At 72.7% G+C, this 13,381-nt stretch carries 13 protein-coding genes and 1 pseudogene; 5 read left to right on the plus strand and 9 right to left on the minus strand.

Annotated features, from left to right (window positions below):
* Nucleotides 1-4 precede the first annotated feature (4 nt).
* Together E6W39_RS08505 and E6W39_RS08510 are read right to left on the minus strand one after the other, a co-directional pair.
* A complete protein-coding gene (locus tag E6W39_RS08505) occupies nucleotides 5-703 on the minus strand; it encodes an aminoacyl-tRNA hydrolase (RefSeq protein WP_141633009.1) in 699 nt (232 codons plus the stop codon).
* A gap of 65 nt (nucleotides 704-768) precedes the next feature.
* A complete protein-coding gene (locus tag E6W39_RS08510) occupies nucleotides 769-1,695 on the minus strand; it encodes a hypothetical protein (protein ID WP_141633010.1) in 927 nt (308 codons plus the stop codon).
* 225 nt (nucleotides 1,696-1,920) lie between these two features.
* On the opposite strand from E6W39_RS08510, the gene E6W39_RS08515 reads away from it, so the two are divergent.
* The 3 genes and pseudogenes from E6W39_RS08515 to E6W39_RS08525 all read left to right on the plus strand — a co-directional run bounded on the left by E6W39_RS08515 (nucleotide 1,921) and on the right by E6W39_RS08525 (nucleotide 3,164).
* On the plus strand, nucleotides 1,921-2,292 hold the full coding sequence (locus tag E6W39_RS08515; protein WP_141633011.1) for a YbjQ family protein: 372 nt from the start codon (nucleotides 1,921-1,923) through the stop codon (nucleotides 2,290-2,292).
* Between the two features lie 117 nt (nucleotides 2,293-2,409).
* Nucleotides 2,410-2,658, plus strand: a pseudogene (locus tag E6W39_RS08520) (pyridine nucleotide-disulfide oxidoreductase); the annotation flags it as partial.
* A 134-nt stretch (nucleotides 2,659-2,792) separates the two neighbouring features.
* The gene (locus E6W39_RS08525; protein WP_141633012.1) at nucleotides 2,793-3,164 is read left to right on the plus strand and encodes a hypothetical protein; all 372 of its coding nucleotides are present in this window, start codon (nucleotides 2,793-2,795) and stop codon (nucleotides 3,162-3,164) included.
* 84 nt (nucleotides 3,165-3,248) lie between these two features.
* Here E6W39_RS08525 and paaE read toward each other — a convergent pair whose 3' ends face one another.
* The 7 genes from paaE to E6W39_RS08560 all read right to left on the minus strand — a co-directional run bounded on the left by paaE (nucleotide 3,249) and on the right by E6W39_RS08560 (nucleotide 11,333).
* Nucleotides 3,249-4,319, minus strand: coding sequence for a 1,2-phenylacetyl-CoA epoxidase subunit PaaE (gene paaE / locus E6W39_RS08530; protein ID WP_141633013.1), 1,071 nt, complete (start codon nucleotides 4,317-4,319; stop codon nucleotides 3,249-3,251).
* Entirely contained in the window at nucleotides 4,319-4,825 is a 507-nt protein-coding gene (gene paaD, locus E6W39_RS08535; RefSeq protein ID WP_141633014.1) for a 1,2-phenylacetyl-CoA epoxidase subunit PaaD, read from the minus strand. Before paaD ends, paaE begins: the two co-directional genes overlap by 1 nt.
* Nucleotides 4,819-5,697: a 1,2-phenylacetyl-CoA epoxidase subunit PaaC gene (paaC, locus tag E6W39_RS08540; RefSeq protein ID WP_141633015.1), complete on the minus strand. Its 879-nt coding sequence runs from the start codon at nucleotides 5,695-5,697 to the stop codon at nucleotides 4,819-4,821. Before paaC ends, paaD begins: the two co-directional genes overlap by 7 nt.
* Before the next feature lie 11 nt (nucleotides 5,698-5,708).
* Entirely contained in the window at nucleotides 5,709-5,996 is a 288-nt protein-coding gene (gene paaB / locus E6W39_RS08545) for a 1,2-phenylacetyl-CoA epoxidase subunit PaaB (RefSeq protein WP_101383540.1), read from the minus strand.
* Nucleotides 5,989-6,957: a 1,2-phenylacetyl-CoA epoxidase subunit PaaA gene (paaA, locus tag E6W39_RS08550; RefSeq protein WP_101383539.1), complete on the minus strand. Its 969-nt coding sequence runs from the start codon at nucleotides 6,955-6,957 to the stop codon at nucleotides 5,989-5,991. The genes paaB and paaA overlap by 8 nt, the downstream gene beginning before the upstream one ends.
* 137 nt (nucleotides 6,958-7,094) lie before the next feature.
* Nucleotides 7,095-8,384 carry a M20/M25/M40 family metallo-hydrolase gene (locus E6W39_RS08555; RefSeq protein WP_220140178.1) on the minus strand — a complete coding sequence of 430 codons (1,290 nt, stop codon included), beginning with the start codon at nucleotides 8,382-8,384 and terminating at the stop codon, nucleotides 7,095-7,097.
* A 519-nt stretch (nucleotides 8,385-8,903) separates the two neighbouring features.
* Nucleotides 8,904-11,333 (minus strand): RICIN domain-containing protein, encoded by a 2,430-nt coding sequence (locus E6W39_RS08560; protein WP_141633016.1) that lies wholly within the window; start codon nucleotides 11,331-11,333, stop codon nucleotides 8,904-8,906.
* 360 nt (nucleotides 11,334-11,693) lie between these two features.
* Between E6W39_RS08560 and E6W39_RS08565 the strand changes: the two genes are divergently transcribed.
* Nucleotides 11,694-12,707 carry an aldo/keto reductase gene (locus E6W39_RS08565; protein WP_141633017.1) on the plus strand — a complete coding sequence of 338 codons (1,014 nt, stop codon included), beginning with the start codon at nucleotides 11,694-11,696 and terminating at the stop codon, nucleotides 12,705-12,707.
* 63 nt (nucleotides 12,708-12,770) lie between these two features.
* Nucleotides 12,771-13,364 carry a TetR family transcriptional regulator gene (locus tag E6W39_RS08570; RefSeq protein WP_141633018.1) on the plus strand — a complete coding sequence of 198 codons (594 nt, stop codon included), beginning with the start codon at nucleotides 12,771-12,773 and terminating at the stop codon, nucleotides 13,362-13,364.
* Nucleotides 13,365-13,381 lie beyond the last annotated feature (17 nt).

Here is a 13,381-nt window from a genome sequence, read left to right on the forward strand (position 1 = left end):
ACGGTCAGCGCAGCGCCGGATGGTCCGCCACCACCGTGCACGAGCCGGGAGCGATCTCCGTGAAGCCCGCGTCCCGGACCACCGGAAGGCCACTGACCGTCAGCTCGGCCCAGCGGTCCGGGGCGGCGGTGCGGACCGCCAGCGCGAAGCCGGCCTCCTGCCACTCCTTGCGCTGCCCGTAGTCCAGCCGCCACCACGCGAGTTGGGCGGCGTGGCCGGTCTGCGCCATGGTCTTGCCCGCGCTCATCTCCAGCTCCGGGTTGAGCCAGAGCACCGGCAGCTCCGGCGCCGGGGGCGCGGGGACGAAGGACTCCGGATCGCTCAGCTCGGTGCCCGACACCTGGAGCTTGGCCAGCTCCTTGGGCCAGCCGTCCAGCGGGACCGGCGGGAAGACCCGCACCTCGGCCGCCTCACCCGTGACCGTGATGCCCGGCAGCTCGGCGGTCTTGCGCCACTCGCCGCCACGGGCCCGCCGGACCACCTTGCGGATCCGGGCGTCCTCCCAGGCGTACACCGCCTCGGCCCACTCGCCGTCGCCGCTGGACCGCGGGTCGGCGAGCAGGGTGAGCACGGCACGGGCCGAGGTCTGCAGCGCGTCGGTGCGGTCCGGCGGGGCGGCCTTCTCCAGGTGGACCACCAGCGGCAGCACGAACTGCTGCTTGGCGTCGCGGTCGGTCGGGTCGGAGGTGAAGGGGGAGGTCACCCGGACAGACTACCGTCGGCCACCTGCGGCCGGCCGGTCGCCGGTTCACCGTCGACCACCAAGGCTCACCGTCGATAGCCTCGGCCCGGCTCGCGGTCCTCGGCCTCGTCATAGGTGAGGAACCAGCCCTCGGGGTGGGTCACGTCCAGCAGGTGTTCCAGGCGGGCGGAGCTGTCCTCGTCCTGCTCCTGGTCCTGGCCGGCCATGTCGTAGACCCCGAGCAGCTCGTCGATGCACCCCTCCCAGTCGTAGTCGTAGAGGTCGGCGGGCAGCACGCCCATCAGGTCGGCCACCGCCTGCGGCTGGGAGGAGAGCAGTCCCCGGGCGTCGGCCAGGGCCAGCCGCAGCGCCAACTCCTCCCCGGGGCAGCGGGGCAGCGGCCACTCGCCGAGCCCGAGGTCCTCGGCCAGGTCGTCGAAGGCCCGGGCCATCGCCCGCCGCCAGGACCGGTGCATCCGCCAACTCACCTGCGGCAGCCGGGCGAACACCGCCCAGTCCTGCTCCTCGCCGTCGAGCACCGGCTCGTCGCCGTGCTCGTCGAGGTCGTCGTAGGCGGCATCGCCCAGCGCCAGCAGCTGGGTGTGCAGCAGGCAGGCGGTGCGCGGGGTGAGGGTCCAGTCGCCGGACCCGTCGTCCTCGCCGTCCAGCGGGAAGAGCTCGGCGAAGTCGGGCGCGAAGTCCTCGGTGGCGCTCAGCTCCAGGGTGCCGCCGAGCGCCTCGATGCCGGGCACCGCACCGATCAGCCGGTCCGGGTGCAGCAGTGCGCCCAGCGCGGCGTGCGGATCCTCCTGCACCTCGCGCAGCAGCTCCATGCGCTGGGTCGCGGCGTCGATCCCGGTGAACTCCAGCTCCTCCACCGCCGCCATCGCCGCAGCCCGCAGCGCCGGCCAGTCGGTCACCCGGATCCCGAGCACCACGGTCGCCTCGACCTCCAACGCACCCGGATTGTCCGTTGCGCCCGACCCCTGCGGATGATCACTACGCTCGCCCATGCGACAAGGTTGACAAGAAGTGGCAGCCGTGTCCATCGGCTAAGCCGAACCCGGCCCCTTGGATCCGGATGTGTCCGGGATCAAGGGCCTTACCTGGGCATTTGCGTGCCCGCTCAAGTGCGGCCGGCCCCGGGCCGCCGGGTGCCGCCGGGTGCCGCCGGGTGCCGCCGGAGCTTTCCGGCGCGTTTGCCTGTGTTCGGGCGGATCCCGGCGCAGGATGACGGGATGACGAATCTCGAAGACTACGGCGGCGGCGCTCCGGCCGACTCGGATGTGCTCGTGGTGACCACGAATGACGTGCCGGGGTTCCGGGTGGACCGGGTGATCGGGGAGGTGTTCGGGCTCACCGTGCGCAGTCGGCATCTGGGAACCCAGATCGGTGCCTCGTTCAAGTCGATGCTGGGCGGGGAGCTGAAGGGCCTGACCAAAACGCTCGTGGAGAGTCGCAACCAGGCCATGGAGCGCCTGGTGGAACAGGTGCGGGCGCGCGGCGGGAACGCCGTGCTGGCGATGCGTTTCGATGTCACCGAGGCCGCCGACCTGGGGACCGAGATCTGCGCCTACGGCACGGCGGTGGTGATCAGCCCGGTGTCCTGAACCGGCGGCGCGGAACAAGCGGTCGCACCCGTGATGTCTCAACGGCGTGACTGTTGATCCTGCAACCAATGTCGACGTGGTCGTGATCGGCGCGGGACAGGCCGGGCTGTCGGCCGCCTACCGGTGGACGCGATCATCTGGGCCACCGGGTTCCGCCCCGAGGTCGGCCACCTGGCGCCGCCGGGCCTGCGCGAGCCGGGCGGTGGGATCCGGATGAGCGGGACGCAGGCGGCCGCCGATCCCCGGGTTCACCTGGTGGGCTACGGCCCGTCGGCGAGCACCATCGGCGCCAACCGGGCGGGGCGGGCAGCGGTCAACGGGATCGTCCGGCTGCTGGGGGCGCCCGAGCCGGCGCTGCTGCCCTGAGCGTACGGGAACGACGGAAACGTGCGGGAACTTTGCCCTCGCGTCCAGCCCCTTGAGACCGTCGTCCCGTCCGGCCGTACCGGCGGAACCATCCGCCAACGCCTTTGCCGGGTACCGACATTCGGGAGAGTCTCATGCTGTCTCGCCGTACGTCCCTGCGCACCGCCGTCGCCGTCCTCGGCGCGGGCGCCGCGCTCGCCCTGTCCATGTCCTCGCCGGCCTTCGCCGCCAACGAGGGCGACCACTGGCTCAACACCGCGAACTGCACCGCCGACCAGAAGATCGAGCTGCACCTGTACAGCGGCGTGTACCACGACGCCCAGGCCATCGACCCGACCCGCACCAACGGCAACTGCGAGTTCATCCTCTGGGACAACCAGCACGCGGTCTACGACTCCTTCAGCGGTGCGCAGTCCCCGTGGTTCTACGACGGCCCGGGTCACAGCATCCAGGCGTCCGTGATCGACCACAGCTCCGGCCAGACCGCCTGGGGCGTCGTCAACTGATCCCGGGCCGGGTCGGGGAGACGCGCGCAGCCGGCGCACGCCTCCCCGGTCCACCGGCCGCGAGGAGCCCGACTCCCCTGCCGGTCAGGCGTCGTAGTCCACCGTCACCTGGTCCGAGACCGGGCGCGCCTGGCAGGTCAGCACATAACCGGCCGCCAACTCCTTCTCCTCCAGGGCGAAGTTGCGCCGCATCTCCACCTCGCCGTCGGTGACCAGGGCGCGGCAGGTGCCGCAGACCCCGCCCTTGCAGGCGAACGGCAGGTCGGGGCGGGAGTGCTGGGCACCGTCCAGCACCGAGCGGTCGCGCGGCAGCCGCAGCACGCTGCGCCGGCCGTCCAGCACCAGGGTGACCTCGCTGGTCTCGCCCTCCGCCACCGCCTCCTCGACCGGCCGCAGGGCGACCGGCTCGTCCTCGGCGTGGAACAGCTCCTGGTGCACCGCCGTGGCGGGCACGCCCGACTCGGCGAGCAGCGTGCGGACTTCGGCGACCATGCCGAACGGCCCGCAGAGCCACCAGTGGCCGACCGCCTCGACCTCGACCAGTGCGGTGAGCAGCGCCCGCACCCGCTCGGTGTCCAGCCGACCGCTGAGCAGTTCGGCGTCCCGCGCCTCCCGGGAGAGCACGTGGAGCAGCTCGAACCGGTCCAGGTAGCGGTCCTTGAGGTCGGCGAGCTCGTCGGCGAACATCACCGTGTCGCTGCGCCGGTTGCCGTAGAGCAGGGTGACGGTCGACTCGGGGTGGGCGGCCAGCACGGTGGCGGCGATGGAGAGCATCGGGGTGATCCCGGAGCCGGCCGCGATCAGCACATGGTGGGCCGGCGCCGACAGGTCCGCGGTGAACAGCCCACTGGGCGGCAGCACTTCGAGCACGTCGCCGACAACTGCCTTGCGCACCAGCTGCCCGGAGAAGAGCCCGCCCGGCACCTCGCGCACCCCGATCCGCAGCGGCCCGCCGACCGGCGAGCAGATGGAGTACGAGCGCCGTTCGTCCGCCCCGTCGACCAGCTGGCGCAGGGTCAGCGACTGGCCGGCCAGGAACGCGTAGTCCTCGGTCAGCTCCTGGGGCACCTCGAAGGTGACGGCCACCGCGTCGTCGCAGAGGCGCTCCAGGGCGGCGATCCGCAGGGGGTGGAACTGCGCGCGGCGGGTCGCCATCAGATCTCCTTCATACGTTCGAACGGTTCCCGGCAGGCCCGGCAGCGCCAGAGCGCCTTGCAGGCGGTGGAACCGAACCGGGACAGCTCCTCGGTGTCGGACGAGTCGCAGTGCGGGCAGTGCACCAGGCGGCGGGTGGGCCCCAGCTGGAGCAGCCCGCGCGGCCCGGCCGACCCCGTCGCTCCGGGCGGCGCGATCCCGGCCGCAGCCAGCTTGGCCCGACCGGCCTCGGTGATCATGTCGGTGCTCCACGGCGGGTCCAGCCGCAGCCGGACGTCGGCCCCGGTGAACCCGGCGGCGCGCAGCCGGTGCGCCACATCGGCGGCCATCTCGGCGATCGCCGGGCAGCCGGAGTAGGTCGGGGTCAGCCAGACCGTCACGGCGGTGCCCTCCTGCTCGACCCCGGCGAGCACGCCCAGCTCGGCCAGCGTGAGCATCGGCAGCTCGGGGTCGGGCACCGCACCGGCGATCTCGGCGGCGTCCCGGACGGGCAGCGCGGTCACCATGTCGCCCCCGGGTGTTCGCGGGCCACCACCTGCAGCTCGGCCAGCAGCAGGCCCAGTGCCTCGGTGTGCACGCCCTCGCGGCCGGCCCGCCCGCCGACCCGGGCCAGCGGCGGGGCCTGCGGCACGGTCAGGGTGGCCCGCTCGATCAGCGCGGTCAGCTCGGCGAGCACCGGCTCGCGCAGCCGGGCCGGGTCCAGCCCGAGCCGCAGCTCCGCCTCGTGCGCCGTGAACAGCTCGTCGAGCAGCGGCCAGACGGCGTCCAGCCCGGCCTGCATGCGCTGCGCGGAGTACGCGGTGCCGTCGCCGAGCCGCAGCAGCCAGCCGGCGGCGTACTCCTGGTGGTAGGCGAGCTCCTTGGCGCCGCGGGCGGCGACGGCGCGCAGCACCTCGTCGGGGGCCTGCTCGGCGAGCTCGGTGTAGAGGGCCAGCCGGGCGGTGGCGAAGAGCAGCAGGCGGGCGATCGAGTGGGCGAAGTCGCCGTTCTCGACCTCCACCAGGCGGACGTTGCGGAACTCGTGGTCGCCGCGCCAGTAGGCGAAGTCGTCCTCGGTGCGGCCGCTGCCGTCGGCCTGGCCGGCCCGGGTGAGCAGCATCCGGGCCTGGCCGAGCAGGTCGAGGCCGAGGTTGGCCAGGGCCACCTCCTCCTCCAGCTCGGGGGCGTGGGTGCACCACTCGATCAGCCGCTGGGCGAGCACCAGGGCGTCGTCACCGAGCATCAGGCAGTAGCGCGAGAGGTCGGCTCCGTCGACGTCCGGTGCCAGCGAGGTGTCGACGCCGAGCAGCGGATCGGTGAAGCCGGTGCCGTACGCCCAGCGGGCCTCGGCCTCGTGGTCGCCCTGGGCGAGGGTCAGGTAGACGTGATCGTCCGTCATGTCGGTCCCTGTCAGATGTGCGGGACATCCTCGGGGATGTCGTAGAAGGTCGGGTGGCGGTAGACCTTGTCACCGCTGGGCTCGAAGAACGGGTCGCGCTCGTCCGGGGTGGAGGCGGTGATGGCGTTGGAGGGCACCACCCAGAGGCTGACGCCCTCGTTGCGCCGGGTGTAGAGGTCGCGGGCGGCCAGCAGCGCCTTGCGGTCGTCGGGTGCGTGCAGCGAGCCGACGTGCACGTGGTTGAGGCCGCGCCGGGGGCGCACGAACACCTCGTAGAGCGGCCAGGACGTGTCAGACATCGTGCTCCCGTTCCTTCTGCTTGCGCGCGTACTCGGCGGCGGCCTCGCGGACCCAGGCGCCGTTCTCGTGGGCGGCCTTGCGGACCGACACCCGCTGCTCGTTGCAGGGCCCGTTGCCCTTGATCACCTGCTGGAGCTCGGTCCAGTCGGGCTCGCCGAAGTCCCAGCCGCCGCGCTCCTCGTTCCAGCGCAGCTCGGGGTCGGGCAGGGTGACGCCCAGGTGCTCGGCCTGCGGCACGGTCATGTCGACGAACCGCTGGCGCAGCTCGTCGTTGGTGTGCCGCTTGATCCGCCAGGCCATCGACCGGGCGGTGTTGGGCGAGTCGCCGTCGGAGGGGCCGAACATCATCAGCGACGGCCACCACCAGCGGTCCACCGCGTCCTGCACCATCCGGCGCTGGGCCTCGGTGCCGCGCATCAGGGTCATCAGCAGCTCGTAGCCCTGGCGCTGGTGGAAGGACTCCTCCTTGCAGATCCGCACCATGGCCCGCGCGTACGGACCGTAGCTGCAGCGGCAGAGCGGGACCTGGTTGCAGATCGCCGCGCCGTCCACCAGCCAGCCGATCACGCCGACGTCGGCGTAGTTCAGCGTGGGGTAGTTGAAGATCGAGGAGTACTTCTGGCGCCCGCTGATCAAGCGCTCGGTCAGGTCTCCGCGGTCCACGCCCAGCGTCTCGGCGGCGGCGTAGAGGTAGAGCCCGTGACCGGCCTCGTCCTGGGCCTTGGCGAGCAGGATCGCCTTGCGGCGCAGCGAGGGGGCCCGGGTGAGCCAGTTGCCCTCGGGCTGCATGCCGATGATCTCGGAGTGCGCGTGCTGGGCGATCTGCCGGATCAGGGTGGCCCGGTAGGCCTCGGGCATCCAGTCGCGCGGCTCGATCCGCTGCTCAGCGGCGACCACCGCCTCGAAGCGCTCGGCCAGCTCAGGCGCCTCCGCGGGCACTTCTGTCTGCACCGGTACCATCACCACTCCTCCCGACTGACCATTCGGTCGGTTCCATTCTGTAGCGAACCACGTACCGATGACAAGGACAATCGGAGACGAAACGGGGGCGGGCTTGGCGCCCGCCCCCATTCGTTCCTGCTGGTGGCCCGCAGCGGCTATCTCCGCCGGCCCACCAGCCCGGGCAGCGGCGCCGCGAGCAGGCCCGCGAGCAGCGCGAGCCGCGGGGCCAACTGGTCGAGCCTGATCCGCTCGTCCCTGGCGTGCGCGCCGGCACCGACCGCGCCGAGGCCGTCCAGGGTGGGCAGGCCGCGCGCGCCCGCCAGGTTGGTGTCGCCGGCCCCGCCCGCCGGGGCACCGCCCAGCTGCTGGCCGAAGGTCGCGGCCAGCCGCCGCACGTGCTGCAGCAACTGGTTGTCCTCGTGCCGCTCCGGCCAGGCCGGACGGCTGGAGAGCACCTCGGTGGTGACCAGGGCGCCGCTGCGGTGCGCCGTCAGGTGGGCCAGCGTGTCCAGCGTGCTGGCCTGCGCCTCCGGCGTCGAGAAGCGCAGCCCGAGCTCGGCCTCCGCCTGGCCGGCCACCACGTTCGCCCGGGTCCCCCCACGGATCCGGCCGGTGTTCAGTTCGGTGCCCGGCTGGTGGCCCAGCTGGTCGCGGATCTCGACCAACTGGTCGACCAGCTCGTCGACGGCCGAGGTGCCGTCCTCGGCGTGGTTGCCGGCGTGCGCCTCGTGCCCGGTGACCATCAGCCGCACCCGGGTCGAGCCCCGGCGCGCGGTCTTCAGGCTGCCGTCGTCGTGGGGCGGCTCCAGGCCCAGCACGGCGGCGGCGCCCCGCAGCTGCCGCTCCACCACCCGTCGGCCGTCCGGGCTGCCGACCTCCTCGTCCGCGGTGATCACCATCCGCACCGGGCGGTGCGGGCGCATCCCGAGGTCGCCGAGCAGCGCGAAGGCGCCCTCCAGCAGGGCCAGTCCGGCCTTCATGTCGAGCACGCCGGGCCCGCTCAGCAGGCCGTCGTGCTCCTGCACCGGCCAGTCGGCCAGGGTGCCGGCCGGCCAGACGGTGTCGTGGTGGCCGACGAACAGCAGGTGCGGCAGGTCCTCGTGCTGACCCGGCCACTCCAGCAGCAGGTGGTCGCCGGCCGGCCCCGGCTCGCGGCGGACCGTGGCGCCGGTGGCCCGGTATCCGGTCGCGAGCTCCTCGGCCAGCTGGTTGAGTCGCTCGGCATCCCCGCTCGGTGACTCGATCTCGGCCAGCGTGGTGAGGCGGCGGCGGACCGCGCCGGTCAGGGTGCGGGCCCTTGCGGTGAGGGTGCCCGGCAGGCCGGGCAGTGCCTCGGCCCTGGGGAGTGGGTCACCACCCGGCTCCGCGGGCGCGGCGGGCGTCGCCGGGGTGTCCCCGGTCAGCGCCTGCGGGCCGGGCAGCTGGCTGGCGGTGTTGGCGCTCACCGGGCACCTCCGCGACAGCCGCGCGTACTCGGCGAACCGATACGCGGCAGCACCGTGCGTGGTGTGGTGGAACGGCTGGTCGACATTGCGTCCTCCTCGCTCGATCCGGCGGCCCCGGCTCGACCGGGACCCCCGTGGGCAGCGCCTCCAGGCGGCGGCGCGGGTTGTCACCGTGGCCGGGGAAGCCGAAGCGAGCCTAGAAGAACGCACTGGTCCCAGGCGAGGTGCCCCTGCCCGGCGCACGGACGCCACGGCCGCGCCGTCCCGTGCCGCGGCGTGCGGCAGCCGGTCGGCCGACCCCGGATCCGGCCGGTGAGCACCTGATCACGCCCACTCCTCCACGATGGACCTCGCGGCCCGCTTCGGCCCGACGAAGCGCGAACGGACCGCCGATCCATGCCGGATGGGTGACAGTCGAACGCATCCGGGCAGCACGCGGCGCGGCCGCGGTACGGAACACCCGTACCGCGGCCGCGTGCGGAGCCGGCTGGGACCCGACAGCCCGTCAGGCCCGGAGCGTCACTCCACCTTCTCGAGTTGCCAACTCTGGTTGGCGCCACCGTTGGCGGGCCACTGGATGGCCTGCGCGCCGAGGGAGAGCGAGGCGCCCTGGACGTCCGCCAGGTCGCCGTCCGAACGCGCCCGCAGGGTGTAGTGGCCCGAGTCGGCCGGAACCACCTGCCACTGCTGGCCGGTCCCGCCATTGGGCGTCCAGAGCTGGAGTTGGGTGCCCGGCAGGCTGGTGCCGCCCGGGACGTCCAACACCTTGCCGCTGGCCACCCCGGTCAGGACGTAGTAGCCGTCGCCGGTGCCGGTCAGCCGCCACTGCTGGTTGGCACCGCCGTTGGCGGCCCACTGGATGACCGGAGTGCCATCGCTGGTGCCCTGGTCCTGGGCGTCCAGCAGCTGGCCGCTGTTGGCGTTGACCAGGTGGTAGACGCCGTCCAGCGGGGCTGTGGGGTGCGCCGTGATGGTGAGGCGGCTGAACTGGGCCGGGTAGTAGCCGCCGGTGCCCAGGCCGATCTGCCCGGCGCCGTAGTCGCCGTCGTTGACGGTGGCCAGGGTGGTGCTGTCCAGTCGGGCGGTGATGGTGCTGCCCTGGAAGTCCAGCGACAGGTGGTGCCAGGTGTTCAGGCCGAGCGCCTGGACGGTGCCGGCGGCCAGCGTGGTGAAGTTCCAACTGGTGTCGCTCTTCAGGATGCTCCAGGCGCCGTCGTCGCCGACCCGCAGGCGGTAGGCGTCGAGGCCGTTGTTGTTGCGGCCCTGGGTGCCGACCCGGCCGAGCAGGTCGACGGTGCCGGACTGCTGGAGCAGCGCGTCCACGCCGACCGTGTAGTCGCTCCAGCTGGTGTCGCCCATGATGGTGTAGGGCTGGTCGGCCGACTCGTCGGTCCAGCGGATCGGGGTGGTCGGCGCCTGCTGGCGCAGGCAGTTGCCGGACCGGCCGCCGGCGCACGGGGCGGTCTGGAAGGCGCCGTTCATCGCGCTGAAGTAGCGCGCCTCCTTGCCGGTCCCGGTGCCGGCCAGGCTGTCGCGGTAGGGCAGCGCCAGCGGGGCGCGCTGCGGGCCGGTCGCGGTGCCGGGGCCCTGGCCCGTGGTGGTGGTCACGGTGTACATGCGGCCGGGCTGCAAGGTGAGTTGGTAGCTGCCGTCGACCGCGGTCAGGTCCGGGCCGCGGACCAGGCGCCCGGCGGCGGTCGGGTAGGAGAAGTCGCTGGACCAGACGTGCAGGGTGCCACCGGGGAGCCCGCCGGCCGTGTCCAGGGTGACGGTCTGGGCGACGCCGGCGTCCATGGTCTCGAGGACGGTGCTCCAGGCGGAGCGGTCGGGGGACGCGTAGCTGACGTAGCTGCCGTTGGCGCGGTCGCCGGCCAGGTAGCCGGAGGCGGTGTCCAGGTACTGCCAGCCGGGGGCGGTGAACTGGGTGGTCTGGGCGATCGCCCAGGTGGACCGGCCGACCGTGTAGGCGCCGGACCACGGCTCGTTGGCCGTCACCAGGCCCATCGAGTTGAAGCCGAGGTTGGGGTAGAGGGCGGCGACCACCGGCCAGTTGATGAAGGCGGTCATCTTGCCGTCCAGGTAGCCGCGGTTGACGCCGCGGGCGATCGGGGCGGCGCCGGTGTCGGCGTCCTCGGAGCCGTTCTCGCTGGCCCACAGCCGCTTGCCGGTGGCCAGGGCGTCGGGGCTGGTGGCGCAGTTGGTCATCGTGGACGTGTAGCCGCACGGGTAGTGGCTGCCGACGATGTCGATGGCCGACTTGAGCGCGGGATCGTTCTGCATGGCGGTGGCCACGTCCCAGCTGAAGGAGTCGGCGCCGACCACCTTGGTGCGGGTGAAGCCGCGGGCGGCCAGGGTGCTGTGCAGGTTCTCGTACCAGGAGGCGTTGTAGTTGCGCTCGTTCCAGCCGCCCAGGTAGTCGATGGTCAGGCCGTGCTGCTTGGCGCAGCCCAGCCAGTTCGTCAGGTAGTCGACCATGTCCTGGGACCAGAAGTTGCCGTTGCCGATCCAGCCGGGCGCACCCCAGGAGAGGCCGTAGAGCTTGATGCCGGGGTTGCGGGCCTTGGCCTGCGCCATCAGCCACCACTCGTAGCCGGAGGAGCAGTCGATGCTGCCCCGGCTGTGCTCGATGGAGGCCTCGGCGCCGTCGGTGGAGTTGGTGTCGCCGCCGATCTCGACCTTGAGGATCTGCAGCGCGGCGCCGTAGCCCGGCTTGAAGAGGTAGTCGAGGATCTGGCTGCGCTGCGGCTCGGGGTAGTCGAGCAGCAGCCGGGAGTTGCCGCCGCCGCCGCTGATCGCGCCGACCCCGTCGAAGGTGCGGCCGGGCGAGTTGCCGTCGACGGTGATGGCGGTGCCGGGGATGCGGGGTGCGGCGGTGGCCGCCGTGGGCGCGGTGAGCAGCGCCAGGCAGAGCGAGAGCAGGGCGAGCAGGGCACGGGGAGCGGTTCGCATCAGGCGCAGACCTCCCATTGGTGGGTTATGCGCGAGTGGGATGGCAAAACAAACGGAACCGAGCAGAAGCAAACGGTAGAAATGGGCTGACAGCTCGTCAAGGGGGCGCGCAGGAGGGCGAGTTGGCCAGCCGCCATGGGAGTGACCTTGGCAAATGGCCTAGCGACGGCCCGGCGGTCGACCTCACAAGCCGCCACCCGAGTGACCTTGCGAGTGGCCTCACGAGTGACCCCAGGAGTGGCCCAGGAGTGGCCCAGGAGCGGCCTCAGGGCCGATCGAGTGACAGATATTGAAATCTGTCATCGCTCATGCCATAGTCATAGACAGCGAGAACGTCTTCCCAGTCCCTGGAGCCCCTTCATGACTGCCATCCCCACCCGTCGCCTGGGCCGCACCGGCCCGCTCGCCTCCGCGCTCGGCCTCGGCGCGATGGGCATGTCCGACCTCTACGGCCCGGCCGACGAGGCCGAGAGCATCGCCACCGTCAACGCCGCCCTCGACGCGGGCATCACCCTGATCGACACCGGCGACTTCTACGGCATGGGCCACAACGAGCTGCTGATCCGCGAGGCGCTGCGCGGCCGCGATCGCGAGTCGGTCCTGATCAGCGTGAAGTTCGGCGCCCAGCGCGGCCCGGACGGCGCCTGGCTCGGCGTCGACGCCGGCCCGGCCGCCACCAAGACCGCCCTCGCCTACACGCTGCGCCGCCTGCGCACCGACCACGTCGACGTCTACCGCCCGGCCCGGCTCGACCCGAAGGTGCCGATCGAGGAGACCGTCGGCGCCATCGCCGAGCTGGTGCAGGCGGGCTACGTGCGCCACATCGGCCTCTCCGAGGTCGGCGCCGACACACTGCGCCGAGCCGCCGCCGTGCACCCGATCAGCGACCTGCAGATCGAGTACTCGCTGATCTCCCGCAGCCTGGAGGCCGAGGTGCTGCCCACCGCCCGGGAGCTGGGCATCGGCATCACGGCCTACGGGGTGCTCTCCCGCGGCCTGCTCAGCGGCCACTGGACGGCCGACCGGGAGCTGAAGGGCGGCGACTTCCGCGGCTCCAGCCCCCGGTTCCAGGGCGAGAACCTGGCGCACAACCTGGCCCTGGTGGAGCAGCTGCGCCGGATCGCCGAGGCCAAGGGCGCCAGCACCGCCCAGGTGGCGATCGCCTGGGTGGCCGCGCAGGGCGAGGACATCGTCCCGCTGGTCGGCGCCCGCCGCCGGGAGCGGCTCGACGAGGCGCTGGGCGCGCTGGACGTTCGACTGGACCAGGCCGACCTGGCGGCCATCGAGGCGGCGGTACCGGCCGACGCCGCCGCCGGCGACAGGTACGCTGCCGCACAGATGGCCTATCTGGACAGCGAGCGGCGCAGCCACTGAGCGCCCCCGCCGCACCTGGGTCGTCGCCGCCCGGCCGAACGCAGCGAAGGACGTACCGACCCCGTGACCACCGACAGTGCCCTCACCTCCGAGCAGATCCTGAGCGCGGCGGAGGACGTGCTGCGGCGGTTCGGCCCGGCCAAGGCGACCGTGGTGGACATCGCCCGGGCGCTGGGAGTCAGTCACGGCAGCGTCTACCGGCACTTCCCGAGCAAGGCGGCGCTGCGCGAGGCGGTCACCCAGCGCTGGCTGGACCAGGCGCACGACCGCCTGCAGGCGGTCACCGCCGAGACCGGTCCGGCCGCCGAGCGGATGCACCGGTTCCTCGCCACGCTGTTCGCCGCCAAGCGGAAGAAGGCGCTGGACGACCCGGAGCTGTTCGCCACCTACCTGGTCCTGGTGGACGAGCACAGCGACACGGTCGCCGCCCACGTGGACACCCTCGTCGGACAGCTCGCGCGGATCCTCGAGGACGGCGTGCGGCAGGGCGAGTTCGCCGGCGTGCCGGTGCCGGCTACGGCGCGCGCGGTGCTCCAGGCGACGGCACACTTCCACGACCCGGTACACGCCGGCGAGTGGGCCGACACGGCTCGCGCGGAAGCCGACTTCGAGGCCCTCTGGGCGCTGCTCGAGAGCGGTCTGACGGTCCGTCAGTAGCGCCGGACCGCACGCAG

This window comes from Kitasatospora acidiphila (assembly GCF_006636205.1).
Classification (GTDB): domain Bacteria; phylum Actinomycetota; class Actinomycetes; order Streptomycetales; family Streptomycetaceae; genus Kitasatospora; species Kitasatospora acidiphila.

Excerpts from the sequence above, each read along its gene's own strand:
- paaB (WP_101383540.1), bottom strand. The coding sequence starts at position 5,996 with ATGTCTGACACGTCCTGGCCGCTCTACGAGGTGTTCGTGCGCCCCCGG.
- E6W39_RS08560 (WP_141633016.1), bottom strand. The coding sequence starts at position 11,333 with ATGCGAACCGCTCCCCGTGCCCTGCTCGCCCTGCTCTCGCTCTGCCTG.
- E6W39_RS08510 (WP_141633010.1), bottom strand. The coding sequence starts at position 1,695 with ATGGGCGAGCGTAGTGATCATCCGCAGGGGTCGGGCGCAACGGACAAT.
- paaE (WP_141633013.1), bottom strand. The coding sequence starts at position 4,319 with ATGGCGACCCGCCGCGCGCAGTTCCACCCCCTGCGGATCGCCGCCCTG.
- E6W39_RS08525 (WP_141633012.1), top strand. The coding sequence starts at position 2,793 with ATGCTGTCTCGCCGTACGTCCCTGCGCACCGCCGTCGCCGTCCTCGGC.
- E6W39_RS08515 (WP_141633011.1), top strand. The coding sequence starts at position 1,921 with ATGACGAATCTCGAAGACTACGGCGGCGGCGCTCCGGCCGACTCGGAT.
- paaD (WP_141633014.1), bottom strand. The coding sequence starts at position 4,825 with ATGGTGACCGCGCTGCCCGTCCGGGACGCCGCCGAGATCGCCGGTGCG.
- paaA (WP_101383539.1), bottom strand. The coding sequence starts at position 6,957 with ATGGTACCGGTGCAGACAGAAGTGCCCGCGGAGGCGCCTGAGCTGGCC.
- paaC (WP_141633015.1), bottom strand. The coding sequence starts at position 5,697 with ATGACGGACGATCACGTCTACCTGACCCTCGCCCAGGGCGACCACGAG.
- E6W39_RS08565 (WP_141633017.1), top strand. The coding sequence starts at position 11,694 with ATGACTGCCATCCCCACCCGTCGCCTGGGCCGCACCGGCCCGCTCGCC.